Source organism: Novosphingobium sp. 17-62-19, assembly GCF_002256775.1.
In the GTDB taxonomy this organism is placed as follows: domain Bacteria; phylum Pseudomonadota; class Alphaproteobacteria; order Sphingomonadales; family Sphingomonadaceae; genus Novosphingobium.
Genome location: NZ_NCII01000019.1, coordinates 1 through 18192, shown reverse-complemented (window position 1 = coordinate 18192; position 18192 = coordinate 1). Strand labels below are relative to the sequence as shown.

20 protein-coding genes and 1 pseudogene are annotated in these 18192 nt (G+C 62.0%); 9 read left to right on the top strand and 12 right to left on the bottom strand.

Features of this window, described 5'->3' with window-relative positions:
- Positions 1 to 14: 14 nt before the first annotated feature.
- From tatC to B7X90_RS18345, 9 genes and pseudogenes are all read right to left on the bottom strand, one after another.
- Positions 15 to 824 carry a twin-arginine translocase subunit TatC gene (gene tatC / locus B7X90_RS05145; protein ID WP_292622346.1) on the bottom strand — a complete coding sequence of 270 codons (810 nt, stop codon included), beginning with the start codon at positions 822 to 824 and terminating at the stop codon, positions 15 to 17.
- Entirely contained in the window at positions 821 to 1210 is a 390-nt protein-coding gene (gene tatB, locus B7X90_RS05140; RefSeq protein ID WP_292622345.1) for a Sec-independent protein translocase protein TatB, read from the bottom strand. Before tatB ends, tatC begins: the two co-directional genes overlap by 4 nt.
- A 209-nt stretch (positions 1211 to 1419) precedes the next feature.
- A complete protein-coding gene (gene scpB, locus B7X90_RS05135) occupies positions 1420 to 2028 on the bottom strand; it encodes an SMC-Scp complex subunit ScpB (protein WP_292622343.1) in 609 nt (202 codons plus the stop codon).
- Positions 2025 to 2822 (bottom strand): ScpA family protein, encoded by a 798-nt coding sequence (locus tag B7X90_RS05130; RefSeq protein ID WP_292622341.1) that lies wholly within the window; start codon positions 2820 to 2822, stop codon positions 2025 to 2027. The genes scpB and B7X90_RS05130 overlap by 4 nt, the downstream gene beginning before the upstream one ends.
- Positions 2822 to 3771: pseudogene (locus tag B7X90_RS05125) on the bottom strand (glycoside hydrolase family 3 N-terminal domain-containing protein). The gene B7X90_RS05130 and the pseudogene B7X90_RS05125 overlap by 1 nt, the downstream one beginning before the upstream one ends.
- Before the next feature lie 151 nt (positions 3772 to 3922).
- Positions 3923 to 4723, bottom strand: a complete 801-nt coding sequence (locus B7X90_RS05120) for an SPOR domain-containing protein (RefSeq protein WP_292622340.1) — start codon at positions 4721 to 4723, stop codon at positions 3923 to 3925.
- 29 nt (positions 4724 to 4752) lie between these two features.
- A complete protein-coding gene (gene argS, locus B7X90_RS05115; protein ID WP_292622338.1) occupies positions 4753 to 6501 on the bottom strand; it encodes an arginine--tRNA ligase in 1749 nt (582 codons plus the stop codon).
- A 116-nt stretch (positions 6502 to 6617) separates the two neighbouring features.
- A complete protein-coding gene (locus B7X90_RS05110; RefSeq protein WP_366409665.1) occupies positions 6618 to 6983 on the bottom strand; it encodes a hypothetical protein in 366 nt (121 codons plus the stop codon).
- Positions 6920 to 7168 (bottom strand): hypothetical protein, encoded by a 249-nt coding sequence (locus B7X90_RS18345; protein ID WP_366409664.1) that lies wholly within the window; start codon positions 7166 to 7168, stop codon positions 6920 to 6922. Before B7X90_RS18345 ends, B7X90_RS05110 begins: the two co-directional genes overlap by 64 nt.
- 120 nt (positions 7169 to 7288) lie before the next feature.
- Here B7X90_RS18345 and ispH point away from each other — a divergent pair, with 120 nt between their 5' ends.
- The 3 genes from ispH to rnhA are packed head-to-tail and all read left to right on the top strand — an operon-like array spanning position 7289 to position 9670.
- Complete coding sequence (gene ispH / locus B7X90_RS05105; RefSeq protein WP_292622337.1) at positions 7289 to 8257, top strand: 4-hydroxy-3-methylbut-2-enyl diphosphate reductase; 969 nt, start codon at positions 7289 to 7291, stop codon at positions 8255 to 8257.
- Positions 8258 to 8270: 13 nt separating this feature from the next.
- Complete coding sequence (gene thrB / locus B7X90_RS05100) at positions 8271 to 9242, top strand: homoserine kinase (protein ID WP_292622335.1); 972 nt, start codon at positions 8271 to 8273, stop codon at positions 9240 to 9242.
- The gene (gene rnhA, locus B7X90_RS05095; RefSeq protein ID WP_292622333.1) at positions 9239 to 9670 is read left to right on the top strand and encodes a ribonuclease HI; all 432 of its coding nucleotides are present in this window, start codon (positions 9239 to 9241) and stop codon (positions 9668 to 9670) included. Before thrB ends, rnhA begins: the two co-directional genes overlap by 4 nt.
- 120 nt (positions 9671 to 9790) lie before the next feature.
- On the opposite strand, the gene B7X90_RS05090 is transcribed toward rnhA, so the two are convergent.
- The 3 genes from B7X90_RS05090 to B7X90_RS05080 form a co-directional block, all read right to left on the bottom strand.
- Entirely contained in the window at positions 9791 to 9973 is a 183-nt protein-coding gene (locus tag B7X90_RS05090; RefSeq protein ID WP_292622332.1) for a DUF1508 domain-containing protein, read from the bottom strand.
- A gap of 71 nt (positions 9974 to 10044) precedes the next feature.
- Positions 10045 to 11154 (bottom strand): FAD-dependent oxidoreductase, encoded by a 1110-nt coding sequence (locus tag B7X90_RS05085; RefSeq protein WP_292622330.1) that lies wholly within the window; start codon positions 11152 to 11154, stop codon positions 10045 to 10047.
- On the bottom strand, positions 11151 to 12149 hold the full coding sequence (locus B7X90_RS05080) for an alpha/beta hydrolase (protein ID WP_292622328.1): 999 nt from the start codon (positions 12147 to 12149) through the stop codon (positions 11151 to 11153). The genes B7X90_RS05085 and B7X90_RS05080 overlap by 4 nt, the downstream gene beginning before the upstream one ends.
- Before the next feature lie 63 nt (positions 12150 to 12212).
- Here B7X90_RS05080 and B7X90_RS05075 point away from each other — a divergent pair, with 63 nt between their 5' ends.
- The 6 genes from B7X90_RS05075 to B7X90_RS05050 all read left to right on the top strand — a co-directional run bounded on the left by B7X90_RS05075 (position 12213) and on the right by B7X90_RS05050 (position 18117).
- Positions 12213 to 12713 (top strand): prepilin peptidase, encoded by a 501-nt coding sequence (locus B7X90_RS05075; RefSeq protein ID WP_292622326.1) that lies wholly within the window; start codon positions 12213 to 12215, stop codon positions 12711 to 12713.
- Positions 12714 to 12786: 73 nt separating this feature from the next.
- Positions 12787 to 13800 carry a Flp pilus assembly protein CpaB gene (cpaB, locus tag B7X90_RS05070; protein ID WP_292622324.1) on the top strand — a complete coding sequence of 338 codons (1014 nt, stop codon included), beginning with the start codon at positions 12787 to 12789 and terminating at the stop codon, positions 13798 to 13800.
- 44 nt (positions 13801 to 13844) lie between these two features.
- Positions 13845 to 15413, top strand: coding sequence for a type II and III secretion system protein family protein (locus tag B7X90_RS05065; RefSeq protein ID WP_292622323.1), 1569 nt, complete (start codon positions 13845 to 13847; stop codon positions 15411 to 15413).
- Between the two features lie 14 nt (positions 15414 to 15427).
- Positions 15428 to 16108 (top strand): CpaD family pilus assembly protein, encoded by a 681-nt coding sequence (locus tag B7X90_RS05060; RefSeq protein ID WP_292622322.1) that lies wholly within the window; start codon positions 15428 to 15430, stop codon positions 16106 to 16108.
- 2 nt (positions 16109 to 16110) lie between these two features.
- Positions 16111 to 17382, top strand: a complete 1272-nt coding sequence (locus B7X90_RS05055) for a pilus assembly protein CpaE (protein WP_292622320.1) — start codon at positions 16111 to 16113, stop codon at positions 17380 to 17382.
- Between the two features lie 66 nt (positions 17383 to 17448).
- Positions 17449 to 18117 carry a type II secretion system F family protein gene (locus tag B7X90_RS05050; protein ID WP_292622318.1) on the top strand — a complete coding sequence of 223 codons (669 nt, stop codon included), beginning with the start codon at positions 17449 to 17451 and terminating at the stop codon, positions 18115 to 18117.
- Positions 18118 to 18192 lie beyond the last annotated feature (75 nt).

The following is an 18192-nucleotide window of genomic DNA, read 5'->3' as shown; positions in this document are numbered from 1 at the left end:
ACGCTCAGAAAAGTTCAGGGAATGAGCGGCGTCTCGCTCGCAGCAAGTTCCGCCGCCTCTTCCTCGGCCCGGCGCTTTGCATCTGCCTTTTCAGTAAAGCGCATCAGGATCAGTGTGCCTTCGAACAGGAACAGCAGCGGAATCGCCAGCATCAATTGCGAAACCACATCGGGCGGCGTCGCAACGGTGGCCACGGCAAAGATACCCACGATCACATACCGCCGCGCCGTAACGAGTTGCGCACGGTTCACAATCCCTGCCCGGTTGAGAAGCATCAGCAGAACCGGCAGCAGAAAACTGATTCCGAACGCGAGGATGAACTGCATCACCAGGCTGAGGTAATCCCCCGTCCCCGGTAGCGCTTCCAGTTGCAGCCCGCCCTTGTTGCCTTCAAAGCCCAAAAACCACTTGAACGCGGTCGGCATGACCACAAAGTAGGCAAGGCTTGCCCCCATCGTGAACAGCACCGGCGTGGCCAGCAGGAACGGCAAAAACGCCTTCTTCTCACGGGCGTAAAGACCCGGAGCAACGAACGCCCAAAGCTGGTTGGCGATCACAGGAAAGCTGACCAGAAACGCCGCGAACATCGACACTTTCAGCTCGACAAAGAACGCTTCGTAAAGCTTGGTATAGATCAGCTTGCCTTGCCCCGGCGGAAAGGCGTGGACCAGTGGCTGGGCCAGAATCGCAAAGATATCATCGGCAAAATAGAAGCAGACGGCAAACGTCGCAATCAGCGCATAGACGCACCGGAGCAGGCGGGTGCGCAGTTCTATCAGGTGATCAAGCAGCGGAGCCTGTGTCTCGTCAATATCGTTGATCACGGCTGCGCGCCTTCGGGCTTTTCGGGCGGCATCGGGCCGATCATCACCGGATCGGCGGCATGTGCATCGGATGCAAGCGGCACGGGATAGGGATCGTTCTGGTCAATTGCCGCTTCGGGTGTCTGTCCGGCTGCAGCGGCAGCTTCCTGCTCGGCCGTCTCGCGCATGATCCGCTCGTTCTGTTCCTTCCACTTCTTTTCCATCTCCTCCATTTCCGCCTCGCGGATCATGGTTTCGATGCCAGAGCGGAAGTGATTGGAAACGCGGCGCATTTTTGCCACCCATTGACCCGCAGTGCGCAAGGCAAGCGGCAGGTCCTTGGGGCCGATAACCACGATCGCCACAATCACCAGCAGCAGAAGTTCGGACGCGCCGACGTCAAACACGGCTAAAGCGCCTTTATATTCAGGATCTTACTTGGCCTGATCCGAAGACGTCGGCTGCGGCGCAGGCTGCGCGGGCGGCGGCGTCTGCTGCTGCAATTGCGCGGGTGCCAGCACGATCAGGTGAGGAAGGGAAAGACCACCCATGTCACAAACTCCTTTGCGCCCCTAGATAGGGACGGCGCGCCCCACTTGCCAGCAAATCAATCGCTTCAATCCGCGCTTTCTTCGTCAGGCGGATCAAGTGTTCCCGTGTCCGCATCGTCGCCCCCCGTCAAGACGGCAAACGCCTCGTCCACCGGATCGAGCAGCCCGGCCGCGCGCAATTCCTCGATTCCGGGCAGGTCGCGGCGCGATTGAAGGCCGAAATGCGTGAGAAATTCGGGGGTTGTCGCGTATATCGTAGGCCGCCCCGGAACTTCGCGGCGCCCGGCAATACGTATCCAGCCTGCCTCCAGCAGTACGTCCAAAGTCCCCTTGGCGGTCTGCACACCGCGAATCGCTTCGATCTCGGCGCGGCTGACGGGTTCGTGATAGGCGATGATCGCAAGCGCTTCAGTCGCCGCGCGCGAGAGCCGCCTTGGCTCTTCTTTTTCGCGGCGGAGCAGATGGGCCAGATCAGGGGCTGTCTGGAAGTGCCAGCGGCCTCCTCGTTCCACCAGATGGACGCCTCGGTGCTCGTAGGTGCATTTCAGTGCACTTAAGGATGCACTCACGTCCGCGCCTTCCAGATGCGCAGAAATCTCTTGTTCCGTAAGGGGTTGCTCGGACGCAAACAGCGTCGCCTCAACCGCGCGCTCAAGGTCATCCAGCGGCGTCATGCGCGCGCGGCCCGCAACATCAGCGGCCCAAATGCCTGATCCTGCGCGATTTCAGCCTTGCCCTGCTTGGCCAGTTCCAGCGCCGCAAGGAAACTAGAGGCAAGCGCCGATTTGCGCAGCATCGGGTCACCATCAAGTGGCAGGAAGGCCCGTAAATCGGTCCATTCCATCGCCACGCCGAGCATTTTCGAAACACGCGCCAGCGCCGCATCAAGCGTCATCACCGCACGTTCGCGCACCATGTGGACGACAGGCTGGTTGCGATGCTTGATCGCACCATAAGCCTGAATGAGTGCAAAAATATCGCACTTCCACAAGGCCTTGCGATCCACGCGCAAGCCTTCGGGTGCGCCACGCACAAACACCTCACGCCCCACCCGGTCCCGCGCCATCAACCGCGCCCCCGCTTCCCGCATCGCGCCGAGGCGCTGCAGCCGCAATTGCAGCTTAAGCGCCAGTTCCTCGGGGCTTGGCTGCACTTCGGGATCACGCGGGAGCAGCAGCAGCGACTTGAGGTAGGCGAGCCATGCCGCCATCACCAGATAGTCGGCGGCCAGTTCCAACTTCAGCGCCTTGGCCTGCTCGATGTAGTCGAGATATTGGCCAACCAGTTCAAGAATAGAGATTTTTCGAAGGTCCACCTTCTGCCGTCGGGCCAGTTCCAGCAGCAGATCGAGCGGCCCTTCCCAGCCGTCCAGTTCCAGATAGAGCGCCGCGTCACCCGTTTCTGCCGAAGCGATGCCGTTCCATTCGGCGTCGCTATCAAACAATGCAGGTTCCGCGAGATCGTCCATCAGGCCAGCGCCAGCAACTGGTCACGGGTGGCCAGAAGCGTTTGCTGTTCGGCAAGATCGTTGGGACCATCGAAGGCCGAAGTGGGAGCAAGCGCGCGGTCCAGCCGCTCGGCAGTCTTCGCGCTCATGGGCGAAAGCGCCTTGGCGATGCCCACCATATCGTCCATTTTTGCCCAGCAATCTGCATATCCAGATCGTCGGTGAGCAACAGGCCGTCAAAGCCGATGGCCTTGCGGATCACTTCCTCGATCACGAAAGGTGAGAGCGTGGCGGGATTTTCCGCATCCCATGCGGTGAAGCGCAAGTGGCCGGTCATGCCGATGTTGGCGTTCCGCAGCGTGCGGAAGGGCGCGAGGTCCAGTTCCAGTTCCTCAGCCGAGGCGGTGACCAGCGGCGTTTCCTTGTGGCTGTCTACCAGCGAGCGCCCATGCCCCGGCATGTGTTTGACCACACCTGCAATTCCGGCGCGCGCCAGACCATCGAGCGTGGCGCGGCCCAGCGCTGCCACGCGCATTGGTTCTGTGCCCAGCGCGCGGTCCCCGATCACATCATGCGCACCGGGCTGGCGAACATCCAGCAAGGGTAGGCAATCTACGTTGATGCCCGCTTCGGCAAGGTCCAGCCCGAGTGCGTGGGCGTTGGCGCGCGCCGCCTCAATCGCGCTGGCTGGCGCAGTCTCATAGAGGCGATCAAACGCTTCACCCGCAGGATAGGGAAGCCACACCGGCGGCTTCATCCGCGCAACGCGGCCACCTTCCTGATCGATGCAGATGAATGTGCGGTCGCGCCCGTGTAGCGCGCGCAGTTCGTCGGTCAGCGCGCGGGCTTGGGCGCGGGTTTCGATGTTGCGGCCAAACAGGATGTACCCGGCAGGGTCACAGTCGCGGAAAAACGCGCGTTCGTCGTCGGTCAGGACCAGGCCGGACAGGCCGAAGATGGCGGGCAGCATTGCTGAGGAATCGCGCAGGATTGCCGGTTTTGCAAGGGCAGTTGCGGTGATGATGGGGGAAAAGGGGGCTTGAAAGTTACCCCTCCGTCAGCCCTGCAGGCTGCCACCTCCCCATTTGTGCTTCGCAAAAACGGGGAGGATTGGTTTCAGCTCAACGTTTGACCTGGCACTTGAGGCCACCGGCCTGCAATTTGCGGCACAGCGCATCAGCGGCAGCGCCATCGCCCGCGACAGCTTGCAGGCGGTAGACGGTGCCGATGTCGGCCTTGCCTTCGATCACGCGGTGCGAGAGGCCCTTAAGTGCTTCATGGTTGCCCGCCAGCTTTTGCCAGCCAGCTTCGGCGGTCGCCTTTGACGAGAACGCGCCAACCTGCACGCCTACACCACCGGTTGCCGGAGCAGCTGGGCTTGCTGCGGCGGCCGATGTGCTGGGCTTGGCCGAAGGCGATGCTGCTGGCGCAGGCGATGCTGAGCCTGCGAGGTTGGCAACGGGCTTTTCGCCCTCGCTCACCTTGAAGCTGGAATCGCCGGTGCCAGCGAAAGTCTTGCCACCCGGATCCTTGGGCGCAACCTTGTAAGGTTCCTTGCTCGCTTCGATCAGGCTGCCATCAGCGTTGTTGGCAACCGAATTGCGATTGCTGGCGTACCAGATGCCACCAATCAGCGCGGCGAGTGCAAGCAGGCCAGCAAGCGCGAAGCCGATCAGGCGACCGTTGCCGCTGTCTTCCTCTTCATCATCAACATCATCGGCGCTTTCGAGCCAAGGCAGGCGCTCTTCATCACCCAAAGCAAGGCGCGCGGCATTCTCAGCGTCGAGCGCAGTATCGCGCGCAGTATCGCGCGCGCCATCTGCTGCTTCGCCCAGTTCCTCAGACACGTTGAACGGCTTCAACCCCTCAGGCTGCAGCACCGTTTTGTTGTCCCAGTCGTTCTGGTCATCATCGCCGTGCATGTCTTGTCCCTGCCCCAAAATCCGTGACGTCAAAGTTCTTGCGCGGCCTCAACGCCAAGCAGCGCGAGACCATTGCGGACTACTTGCCCGATTTGCGCGGCAAGGAAAAGGCGGGCTGCGGTCAAAGCGGAGTCGTGTGCCACAATGAACCGCTTCTCAGGCCGGTCATTCCCCAGATTGTAATAGGAATGGAAGGCCGATGCGAGGTCATGCAGGAAGAACGCGATGCGGTGCGGTTCGCGCGCAACGGCGGCGGCTTCGACCGTGCGCGGGAATTGTGCGGCCAGTTTGACCAGCGCCAGTTCTTCCTCGCCCAGCAGGCCAAGGTTTTCTGCCGATGGCATAAACCCTTCATCTGTGCCCTTTTTCAGGTTCCGGCAGATGCGCGCGTGGGCATATTGCACGTAGAATACCGGGTTGTCCTTGCTGGCCTCAATCACCTTGGCAAAGTCAAAGTCCATCTGCGCATCGGGCTTGCGGGTGAGCATGGTGAAGCGCACGACGTCCTTGCCGACTTCGGCAACAACATCCGAAAGGGTTACGAAAGTTCCGGCCCGCTTGGACATTTTCACCGGTTGGCCATCGCGCAGAAGCTGCACCATCTGCACCAGCTTGACCTCGAAAGGCTTTGGCGTGCCGCCTTCGGCACTGGTCAGCGCGGCGACGGCGGCCTTGATCCGCTTTACCGTTCCAGCGTGGTCCGCACCCCAGATGTCCACCAGCGCATCGGCATTTTGCGACTTCTGGAAGTGATAGGCGAGGTCCGCGCCGAAATAGGTCCACGCACCGTTCGATTTCTTGATCGGGCGGTCCTGATCGTCACCAAACTTGGTCGAGCGGAACAGTGGCAATTCGACCGGCTCCCAATCGTCCAGCGTCTTGCCCTTGGGCGCTTCCAGCAGGCCATCATATATCAGGTCGTGGCTGCGCAGGTATTGTTCGGCAGCATCGACCTTGCCCGAGGCCTGCAGTTCGGCTTCGGACGAAAACAGATCGTGGTGGATGCCCAGCGTTGCCAGATCGGTGCGGATCATGTCCATCATCGCCGCAACCGCGCGGGTGCGGAAGAGGATCAGCCAATCGGCTTCGGGGGCGTCCTTGTAAGTAACGCCAAATTCCTCGGCCAGCGCCTGCCCCACGGGAACGAGGTAATCGCCCGGATAGAGGCCTTCGGGAATCTCGATGGTTTCACCCAGCGCTTCGCGATACCGCATGTGAACCGAGCGGGCGAGCACATCAACCTGCGCGCCCGCATCGTTGACGTAGTATTCCTTGATAACCTTGTGCCCGGCATAGGCCAGCAGATCGGCCAGCGCATCGCCCACCACTGCGCCACGGCAATGGCCCATGTGCATCGGGCCGGTGGGATTGGCCGAGACGTATTCAACGTTCACGACCTTGCCGCCGCCCATCTGCGAGCGGCCATAGTCGGCAGCGCTCTGCGCAATCAGGGCGAGTTCACCGCGCCATGCATCGTCGGTCAGGCGCAAGTTGATGAAGCCGGGGCCGGCGATTTCAGCCGAGACGACTCGGGGCTCTTTTTCCAGTTCAGCCACCAGCAAGGCCGCCAGAGCGCGCGGGTTGGTTCCGGCGGGCTTGGCCAGCACCATCGCGGCGTTGGTGGATAGATCGCCGTGCGAAGGATCACGCGGCGGCTCGCATGTGACCGTGCTACGCGGCAGGCCAGCGGGCAGCGTGCCAGAAGCTTCGAGCGCCGTGAGCGCGATGTGGATTACCGATGTGAAATCGGCGTGAAGGTTGATCCGGGCGTCAGTCATGGCCGCGCGGTTAGCCCAATCTCTGCCCAAGCGAAAGGGATTGGTTTGCGGTTGCGGATGTGTGGGACAGCCCACCCCCGGCCCCTCCCGCCTGCGGGAGGGGTGAAGAAGGTGTGTTACTTGCGGACGTTGAACTGCAATTGCGCTTCGGTCAGCTGGAAGCCGACGAGCAGTTCGAAATTGGCGCGGGCAAGCGCTGCCTTGATGTCTGGCTGCGAGAGCGGATCGACCGCGGCGTCCTGATCTCCGGCGCGGCGCTTGCGCGTGATGCGCTTTACCATCTCTTCGGGCAGCGAAGCTTCGGCCTTTTCGACATAGGCGGCGGCCTGGCCCTTGGCAGTGGCGCGGGCTTGTCCATCGGCAAAGTCGATCACGACCTTGCCAATGCGCTTGGCCACAACGACATTGCCACCACGGATCACAGTAGAGAAATAGGGCAGTTCGACCCGGCGTGCGCCGCTGGTATTGGTGCGGCGGGCCAAGACATCAAAACTGGCGACCGAATAGAGTCAGGAATGCCGACACGCGGGCACGGATCGCGCAGCGCGGTGACGCCCACGGCATCATCGACCACCAGTTCGCCGCTTTTGCCGCCACATGCCGAAAGCGCCAGCGCCGCAACGAGCGGAGCGCCCATAAGGGCAAAACGGCGGGCGGATGCGTTCATGGGCACTGTATCCTTAAGGTCGCATGTGGCGCGTGAGGCACCGGAATTTTGGCCACCTCTAATCGCCGCAGTGGCTTTCGGCAATGGCGGTGGGCTTTGGTTGCTGCTAAGTGCGGCTGCATGAACGCCAGCTTGCCAGATGTCGCCGCCGAAACGGCCCCCATTCGCCTGCTTATTGCCGCCCCACGTGGCTTTTGCGCCGGAGTGGACCGCGCAATCGAAATCGTCGAACGCGCGATCGAGCGTTATGGCGCGCCGGTCTATGTGCGGCATGAAATCGTGCATAACCGCTTTGTGGTCGACGGGCTGAAGGCCAAGGGCGCGATCTTTGTGGAAGAACTGGATCAGGTGCCCGATGGCGCGCCGGTGGTCTTTTCCGCACACGGCGTGCCCAAAGTGGTGCCACAGGATGCGACCGAGCGCGGGCTGGACTGGCTCGATGCCACCTGCCCGCTGGTATCAAAGGTCCACCGTCAGGCCGAACGGCAGGTTGAAGCCGGGCGGCACATCCTGTTCGTGGGGCACAAGGGCCATCCCGAAGTGATCGGCACGATGGGTCAGGTTCCTGTGGGCACGATCACCTTGGTCGAGACTGTGGCCGATGTGGCCAAGCTGGGCTTTGCATCAGATACGCCGCTGGCCTTCCTTACGCAGACCACGCTTTCGGTGGACGACACGCGTGAGATCGTCGAGGCGCTGCGGGCGAAGTTTCCGCAGATCGTCGGGCCGAAAGCGGAGGACATCTGCTATGCCACATCGAACCGGCAAGAAGCGGTGAAGGCGATTGCCAACGAATGCGATCTGCTGTTGGTGATCGGCGCGCCCAACAGTTCCAATTCACTGCGGCTGGTCGAAGTGGCCGAACGCATGGGTACACGTTCGCGGCTGATCCAGCGGGCGAACGAGATCGAGCCTGAATGGCTGGACGGCGTGAACACGCTGGGCGTGACGGCAGGGGCCTCTGCGCCCGAAGTGCTGGTGCGCGAAGTGGTGGCAAAGATCGGCGAGTTGCGACACGTGACCGAGGAAACCGTGACCACCGCCGAGGAAAAGATGGTGTTCAAGCTGCCGCGCCAGCTGCTCGACTGAAAGCACTTATAAAATGGCGGTTTACACCCAGATCGGCGCGGAAGAGATGGCCGCGCTAGTGAATGAATTCGACGTGGGCGAGCTGGTCTCGGCCAAAGGCATTGCCGAGGGCGTGTCCAATTCCAACTGGCTGCTGGAGACGACCGGCAAGGACGGAGGCGGCGCGCGGTTCATCCTGACGATGTACGAATTCCGCATCGAGCTGGAAGACCTGCCCTATTTCCTCTCGCTGCTGGATCACCTTGCGGCCAAGGGCTGCCCGGTGCCGCGCACGATCCATGATCGCGAAGGCGGACTCTATCGCAAGCGGGGCGAAAAGGCCTTGGCGCTGATCGAATTCCTGCCCGGCGTTTCGGTGAGTGAGCCGACCGAGGAGCAGGCCCGCGCCGTGGGAGCGGCGTTGGCGCAGATGCATCACGCGGCGGGGGACTTTGCAGGTACGCGCGCCAATGGCATGGGGCTGGCGGAATGGCAGCGGCTGTTCGATGCCTGTGGTGCGGACGGGCTGGCCATCATCGATCCGGCGCTGGCGGGGCTGGTGGAAGAGCATCTGCCCAAGGTGGCGGCGGGATGGCCTGATAACCTGCCGCGATCGGTGATCCACGCCGACCTTTTCCCGGACAACGTGCTGATGCGCGGGAACAAGGTGAGCGGGTTGATCGACTTCTACTTCGCCTGCAATGATCTGATGGCCTATGACGTGGCGGTGACGCACGCAGCATGGTGTTTCGATACCTCAGGGCAGACGTTCGACGCCGATATCTCGCGCGCGTTGCTGGAAGGGTATGAGGCGGTACGTCCGCTTTTGCCTGAAGAGCGCGCGGCTCTGCCCTTGCTCGCACAGGGCGCGGCACTCCGCTTTACGTCGAGCCGCGCCTACGACTGGCTGAACACGCCTGCCGATGCGCTGGTGATGCGCAAAGATCCGATGGCCTTTGCGCGGCGGCTGGAGTTTTACGCCAGCAATCCTGAGGTTTTCGCATGAAGCACGTCCAGATCTTCACCGACGGTGCGTGCAAGGGCAATCCCGGCAAAGGCGGTTGGGGCGCGCTGCTGCGCATTGGCGACCATGAGCGGGAACTGGCGGGGTCTGAAAAGGACACGACCAACAACCGCATGGAACTGATGGCGGCCATCCAGGCGCTCCAGGCACTTAAGCAGCCCTGCCAGGTAACGCTCCATACCGACAGCAAATACGTGATCGACGGCATCACCAAGTGGATCTTCGGCTGGCAGAAAAAGGGCTGGAAAACCGCCGACAACAAGCCGGTCAAGAACGAAGACCTCTGGCGCTTGCTGGTTGATGTAGTGCGCCCGCACAAGATCGAATGGGTCTGGGTAAAAGGCCACGATGGCCACCCCGAAAACGAACGCGTGGACAAGCTGGCGAGTGATGCAGCGATTGCGGCCTAGCCAACGAACCCCTGCGTCCCCGCGAAGGCGGGGGCCTCGGTGGTGTTACGACACCTCGGCGTAAAACGACTGAGGCCCCCGCCTTCGCGGGGACGCAAGTGATGCGCTGAGGGGCGGCCCTTACTCTACCGTCGTGTCCACCACTTCAGCGCCTGGCCCGTTTTTCAGGACCGATTCAATCGCGTTCTTCGCGTTGGCTTTGCTGGAATAGCCTTCGGTCCAGAAGATCGTTTCCTTATTGTAGCAGAAGTAGGCAACGAACTCTCCGGCCTTGTTCTTACGGATTTCAAAACGGTGGGCCATCGTGATTCCCCTTGGTTGATCCCGCCCCGAACCTATCACGCAAACGCGGTCGAAAAAGCGCCAATCCGGTCCTATCCAGCTGCGAAGCGTGCGGGCGAATAGGCGGCAGCGTCGATCTCAGCCGTCAGCTCGTCCCGCGGTTGGCCGAGCAGCAGTTGGGCTGCAAGGCGCGCGGCAGCAGGCGCGGTCTGGATGCCGAAGCCGCCTTGGCCTGCGAACCAGAAGAGGCCGGGCACCGCCGGGTCAAAGCCATAGACCGGCAGGCGATCCGGCGCGAAGGAGCGCAGGCCTGCCCAGCGGCGTTCCAGCGCTCCGATCTTCCAATCCACCACCTGTTCAAACCGGTCGATGGCGATGGCGACGTCAAGCTCCTCGGGCGCGGCATCGCCCGCCACATCGGGGATTTCGTCATGCGGGGACAGCCACAGGCGTCCGCCTTGTGGCTTGAAGTAGAAGTCCTCGTTGATGCCCAGCACCAGTGGCAGATCGTCTTGCGGCGCAGGATCGGTGCGGACCTGCACGATCGTGCGGCGCAGCGGGGCAATGCCAAGTGGCTTTGCGCCAGCCAGCTTTGCGAGTTCATCGGCCCATGCCCCGGCAGCGTTGGCGATCACAGCCGCGCGCGCTTCACCCGAGGCCCATGCAATGCGCCAACCATCTCCCTCGCGCTCGATCTGCTCCACCCGCGCACGGACACGCAGCACGCTGCCAGTGCGCTTCGATGCGGCAAGATAGTGCTGGTGCAGTCCTGCCACGTCGATGTCGGCACAACCCGGTTCCCATGCGCCCACCACCCAATCCGCGCGCAAGCCCGGCACGCGCGCGGCCATCTCTGCGCGGCTTTGCAGATGCAGCGTTGCACCCAGTGCTGTGAACGTCTCGACGAAAGCTTCAACCTTGGCCCGGTCTGCCGCCTGCCCGATATTGAGCCCACCGCGCGGAGCCAGAAACCCGCCCTCGCGCAGGAAATGCCCGGAGGCCATCGTAAGCGGGACCACCGCCGGCCCGCCATATGTCTCTTCCCAGAACGCGGCGGAGCGGCCGGTCGTGTGATAGCCGGGGGTATCCTCGGCCTCTACCAGCAGCACGCGCGCATGGGGCGCGCATTCGGCGGCAAGGCTGGCGCCTGCCATCCCTGCTCCGATGATTGCAATGTCAAAGTCCCCAACAAGCCCGTTCACGCGATTTCGGACTCCTCAGGCGCAGGGGCCAGCCGATCAAGGAAATCGTCGATGGTGCGGATCACCTTGTCGCGCACCGCGTCAGCTTCGCGCAGCAGCTCGTGCCGCGCCTCGCGCCCCCATACGGTCAACTGCGCCCGCGGCAGACGGCGCGCGGCCTTGTCGATGGCGCGCGATGAGACCAGGCCATCGTACCTGGCAGAAAGTAGCAGGACAGGCTGTTCGACCCGCTCAAGCATCCCCGGTGCATCAAGCGCCAGCATCGAGGCATAGGCGCGCTCGACCCAACGCCACGAGCCCGGCCCCAGCCCAAGGAACGAGCGCGTCGCCTTCCAGTGCGCCTCGTCGGCATAGCGAGCCTCGTCATGAGTCAGCAGCGTATTGCGCGCGGCTAGCGTCGTACCCGGCTTTTCGCTGATCTTCCATGCCGGTCGTTCGGGATCGCCGAATCGGCACATCGCCTCGGCCACCTTGTGCAGCACCCGATTCGGCCCCGGTGTGAGAAAGCCGAGCATGGGCGCGCTCAACACCACCGCAACAGGGTTAATTCTTTTTTCCGAGACACTACGCAGAACCAAGTGCCCACCCATGGAATGACCGACGATTACATGAGGCGCAGGTGTGGTCTTAACCCAGTCTGCCCAGAAGGCCGCGAGGTCGTCTACCCAGATCGAAAAGTCACTGACATGGCCGGTATCGGGGTCAGCGGCCAGCCTGCCGGAACCTGCCTGCCCGCGCCAGTCCAGTGCGGTTATGCGCCAACCTTGGTTGTGCCAGTAATCCAGAGATTCCAGATACTTCTCATAGAAATCACCGCGTCCAGGAAGGAACAGGAGTGACCCGCGCGGGCCGCCCTCGCCCGGCTCTGCTGCAAGGCCCGGCCAGTCTATCCGGCGGATTCCATGGCCATCGGGCGCGTGCCATATCGCTTCGTGCGCGGCAGGCGGAATCGCCCTGCGATCAATCTGTCCTGCCCTATCGAAATCGAGTCCCAAGCGCCTGCTCCTGCGCAATTCCGCGCCAAGGTTTGGTTACCGTTTGGTAAGTGATTGTCCCGTATGCCCCGAACCATGCAGGGGAACTTCATCGTTTACGGATTGGTTGGGGCCTTGGCAATCGCACTGCTGGTTGCCGCCTTCACCGATATCCGCCGCCGCCAGATCGACAACTGGCTGACCGCCGCGATTGCGCTGAGCGCGCCCGCCTATTGGTGGGCTGCCGGTCTCTCGCTGTGGCCGGACGTGGCGATGATGGTGGGCGTGGCATTGCTGGCCTTTGTGGTTCTGGCAGGATTGTTCGCACTGAAGCTTATGGGCGGCGGCGATGTGAAGCTGCTGGCCGCGCTGGCGCTTTGGCTGGCACCGATGAGCTTCGTGAAACTGCTTGTGATCATGTCGCTGATTGGCGGCGTGCTCACGATCCTGATGGCGATGTGGCACTTCATGATGACGCGCCGCCGCGATGCAAAGATCCCCTACGGTGTGGCCATCGCTGCTGCGGGTCTGATCACGCTGGCTCCCGTGCTGGAGGCCGGATGGCGCTCCATGACAGGCGCATGAACACAATATCACAATTCTTAACCATTTTGCCCGAGACATGCGGGCGGGACTTTAACGGGCGGGACAAGTAGTCATGGACAAGAGAAAGCTGATGCTGCTGGTGGGGGCGCTGATCGTCGCGATCGGCACGGCCTTCGCTGCCAGGAGCCTTTTCGCCGACGCTTCGACGCCGCAGGCAGAAGCCGCGGCCAAGGTGCCGATGGGGGCCAAGGTCCTTGTCGCCCAGCGCGCACTGCCCGTGGGCACGATCATCTCGGCCGATTCCATCAACTTCCAAGCTTGGCCCAAAGACATGGTGCAGGACGCCTACTTCCTTGAGGGCGAGGCCGACCTCCAGAAGCTGCTCGGCACCGTTGTCCGCAATCCGATCACGGCCGGTGAACCGGTGACCAAGGGCAATCTCGTATCGCCCGGAGACCGCGGCTTCCTTGCCGCAGCGCTCGGGCCGGGGATGCGGGCAGTGACCATTCCGGTTTCGGCCCGTACCGGTGTTGCTGGCTTTGTCTTCCCCGGTGACCATATCGACCTTGTACTGACCCAGACGGTCAAGAGCCAGGGCGATGGTGTTCCGCTCAGGGCTTCGGAAACCTTCCTCAAGAACCTGCGCGTGCTCGCCACCGACCAGTCGACCGAACAGGTCATGGTTGAAGGGAAGACCCGCGTCCGCACGTTCAGCACAGTCACGCTCGAAGTGACCCCCAAGATTGCCGAAAAGGTTGCGGTGGCCCAGACCATCGGGACAATCAGCCTCTCGCTGCGCTCGCTGGCCGATAACACGGCGGAACTGGAACAGGCGATTGCTTCAGGCGATATCAAAATCCCTGCCGGTGTCAGCAAGCTGCAGGAAGAAGCCCTGCTCAAGCAGGCAATGAACCGCCCGATTGAAGCATCCAAGCCCAGCGTCTCGACTGGCGCAGATGTCTCGCGCTTCCAGCGTTCGACCGCGCCAGTGGCGAGGGCTCCTTCGAGCGGCCCATCTTACGAGGGTCCACGGTCGGGCAGCAACGCCGCCCCTGTAAAGACCGGTCCTGTGGTGCGTGTGACTCGCGGTGACAAGACCGAAGACGTCTCGCTGGGGGGCAATTGACCATGAGCGCGTCACGACTGAACCCGACTTTGAAGGGCACACCCATGAAACGCCGTCTTTCCACCACGCTTGTTTCGGCTGCGATGATCGTCACGCCGCTGGCGCTGGTCCCCACCTCGGCTACGCTTCAGGCACAAAGCACGACCAGTCCGGCGCGCACCGTCACGATCTCGATCGGACGCGGTGAGCTGGTAACGGTTCCGGGCCGCATGGCTGACGTATTCGTCGCCAACGACGAAATCGCCGACGTGCAGGTCAAGTCTGCCAATCAGCTCTATGTGTTCGGCAAGGCCGGTGGTGAAACCACTGTATACGCCAGCAACGCCCAGGGCGCCGTGGTGTGGTCCGCCAACATCCGCGTCGGCAACAACCTCGATTCGATCGATCAGATGCTAAACCTTGCCATGCCCGAGGCGCGCGTCAACGTCGCCACCATGAACGGCACGGTCCTGCTTACCGGTACAGTCGCCGCGCCCGAAGATGCAGCAGAGGCCGAACGTCTGGTCAAAGCCTTCGTCGGTGACAAGACCAACGTGATCAGCCGCCTCAAAATGGCAACCCCCTTGCAGGTCAGCCTGCACGTCAAGTTTGCCGAGGTGAGTCGCTCACTGGTGCGCAATATCGGCGTAAACCTGACCACGATCGATGGAACGGGCGGGATCAAGTTCGGCGTTGGGCAGGGCCGCGCTATCGGTTCGACATTCAACACGGACCCTCGCCTGCCATTTGGCGTTGGTGGCGGTAACGTGGCCGTCGGCGGATACATCCCCGACCCGACAGGCGCGACGCCGAATTTGGTTCTGACGCCAGGCACTGCGGTTAGCGCAGCGGCTGGCGGTACCACGATATCCGGCATGGGCAAGTTGCTCGGCCTTGATCTGCTCGGCGCGCTTGACGCGGGTGAAACGCTGGGTCTGGTGACGACGCTGTCTGAGCCGAACCTGACTGCGATTTCGGGCGAGACGGCTGATTTCCTTGCGGGCGGCGAATATCCGATCCCGGTTTCGCAAGGGCTGGGCACCACCTCGATCGAATACAAGAAATACGGTGTCAGCCTTGCCTACACCCCCACGGTACTGGCCAACGGTCGCATCTCGATCCGCGTACGGCCTGAAGTTTCGGAGCTTTCCAGCACTGGCGCGCTCAGGCTCGACAGCATAGAAATTCCGGCTCTGACGGTTCGCCGTGCCGAAACCACGGTGGAACTCGGCTCGGGCCAGTCGTTCATGATCGCAGGTCTGCTCAGCAACAATGCGCAGAACACACTGACCAAAATGCCGGGCGTAGGCGACATTCCGATCCTGGGGTCGCTGTTCCGTTCCACCGCCTACCGCAAGGGTGAGACCGAACTGGTGATCGTGGTGACGCCGTACCTCGTCAACCCGGTCAATGCCAATGACATCAAGCTGCCGACCGATGGCTTCCGCAGCCCCAACGATCTCCAGCGGCTGTTTGGCAACATGGATCAAGACGGAGTGACCGGTGGTGATCGGCCCAAGCCGACCGAAAGGGAAGGCTCTGTCCAGTCAGGCCCCAAAGTCGGCGCTCTTGATGCAGACCGCCGCAAGGACAACCAGGTTGCCAGCGCGCAGCCCGGCTTCAGCGTTCAGTGAGAAAGGGAACCGCTATGCGTAACACTCTCAATCGCAGCGCAACCGCAGCGCTCGCCCTTTCGCTCGCCGTAACACTCTCGGCCTGCTCGGCAAACGTGGCGGAAAACCGTATGCTTAACTCGGTCCACCAGCCAGTGGTAGAGCGTGACCGCTTTGTCTTCGACATTGAAACCCTGCCCGGCGGTGGCCTTTCTATCACCGAACAGCGCCGCCTTGCAGGTTGGTTCGAAAGCCTTGGCCTGAAATATGGCGACAAGATCGCGCTGGACGATCCACTCCAATCAAAGGCCACAGTGGCATCGATTGATGCCGTGGCGGGACGGTGGGGCATGTATGTCGACGGGCCTGCGCCAATGACGCCGGGCTATGTCTCGGCAGGTGGCGCGCGCATCGTGGTGACGCGGGCCAAGGCTTCGGTCCCCGGATGTCCCGATTGGTCGGCCAAGTCAGACTTCTCGATGAGCAACAAGACCAGTTCGAACTTCGGCTGCGCCATCAACAGCAATCTCGCCGCGATGGTCGCCGACAAGGAACACCTCGTCCAGGGTGCGTCCGGCACTGGCGAGACTGTGGTGATGAGCGGCACAAAGGCCATCGACAGCTACCGTGCGGCAAAACCCACGGGTGAAGGTGGCCTGAGAAGCAATGCAACTTCAAACAGCGGCAGCGGCGGCGGCGGCGGCGGAGGAAACTGATCATGAGCCTGAAGAATTCTACCCGCGACGCCTTCGCCGCCTTTATGTGCGACGAAACAGCGCTGGACGTGCTTCGCTCGGTCGTGGTCGACATGGGCTGGGCACCGGAAAAGTGCCACCGTGGTGGATTGCGCAATGCAATCCAGTCGCTTTCGATCACCGCCAGCCCGAACATCCTGATGGTCGATCTGTCAGAAAGCGGCGATCCGCTGAACGATATCAACGCGCTGGCCGAAGTGTGCGAGCCGGGTACGGTCGTCATCGCGGTGGGCCAGGTCAATGATGTGCGGCTCTATCGCGATCTGATCGCGTCAGGCATTCAGGACTACCTGCTCAAGCCGCTCAACCCCGGACAAGTCCGTGATGCCATGATGCAGGCACAGACGATCTTTGCCGCACCCAAAAGCCACGATCCAATGGGAGCGCGCAAGCACATCTCGATGGCCGTGGTCGGCACGCGCGGCGGGGTTGGCGCTTCCACGCTGGCCACTTCGCTGGCATGGCTGTTCAGCACCGATCACAAGCTCCCCACCGCGCTGCTCGATCTCGACGTGCACTTCGGCACCGGCGCCCTCACGCTCGATCTTGAGCCTGGCCGAGGGTTGACCGATGCGATCGACAATCCCAGCCGCATCGACGGTTTGTTCATCGAACGCGCAATGATCCGCGCGAATGACAATCTGGCGATCCTGTCTGCCGAAGCGCCGATCAATTCGCCGCTGATGACCGATGGCAGCGCCTTCGTGCAACTGGAGGAGGAATTCCGCCAAGCGTTCGAGATGACCGTGATCGACATGCCCCGCAACATGCTGATCAATTTCCCGCATTTGCTGGCAGACGTAAACGTGGTGGTGGTGGCCACCGAACTGACGCTTTCAGGCGCGCGCGATGCGATCCGCCTGCTGTCGTGGCTAAAGAGCAATGCCGCCCACGCCCGCCCCATCATCGTCGCCAACAAGGTTCAGGCCGGGGCGAACGAGATCAGCAAGGCCGATTTCGAAGCTTCGATCGAACGCAAGATCAACTTCATGGTGCCCTATGACATCAAAGGCGCATCGAACGCGGCCAAGCTGGGCCAAACCTTCGTGGCAGCCAACCGCGCCTCGAAAGCCGGGGGCATGGTGCGCGACATCGCACACGCGGTGATCGGATCGGTCGACGATGAAGGCAGCACCACCGCAGATTCCGGCGTCGATACACGCAAGGCATCGCTGCTGGGCAAGTTCGATCTGAAGAAGATGCTGGCCAAACCAAAGGCCAAGACAAACGCCTGAGCCTCTCCCTGAAAAGATGTGGCCATTGGCGTATAGGACGTTTGAGATGACAGGAAGGCACCGGCGATGACGAGCATTCTGCAGCTAGTGGTGATGGCATTCGGCCTGATGCTGGCGATGGTGCTGGGCTATGCCGCCCTTTCCGGCCCATCGGCCTCCAAGGAGAGTGTACGCCGCCTGCAATCGGTGCGCTTCCGCCACTCCGACAAAGCCGTCGACAAGGTCGAGGCGCAGTATCGAAAGACGGTCGCAAACCGCAAACCCGGCGCGATGAAACTGGCCGGCTCAGGCTCACGGCTTGAAGCGCTCGAACTGCGGCTCAAGCGCACCGGCAAGGGCTGGACGCTCACGCAGTACCTCTATGTCAGCGGCGGTCTGGCACTGGCCATTGCTGCGGTGGTCTTCGTCAAAAGCGGCGCTCCACTGCTGGCGCTCGGCGCCGGGGTGTTGGTTGGTGCCGGCCTTCCCCATTTTATCGTCGGCATGGCCATCAACAAGCGCATCAACAACTTCATCACGCGCCTGCCCGATGCGCTGGATCTGTTGGTGCGCGGCCTCCGCTCGGGCCTTCCAGTCACGGAAACGCTTGGCGTTGTTGCCAGCGAATTGCCCGGTCCGGTGGGTGAAGAATTCAAGCTGGTAACCGACCGCATCAAGGTGGGCCGCACTATGGAAGATGCGCTGCAGGATACCGCAGACCGTCTCAACCTGCCTGAACCCACATTCTCCAAGTAAGTCGCTGATTTCGCTGTCGTAATCGTGATATTTCGCATATAAATCATGGCGTTGACGGCTGCGAGGGGCGCGTTT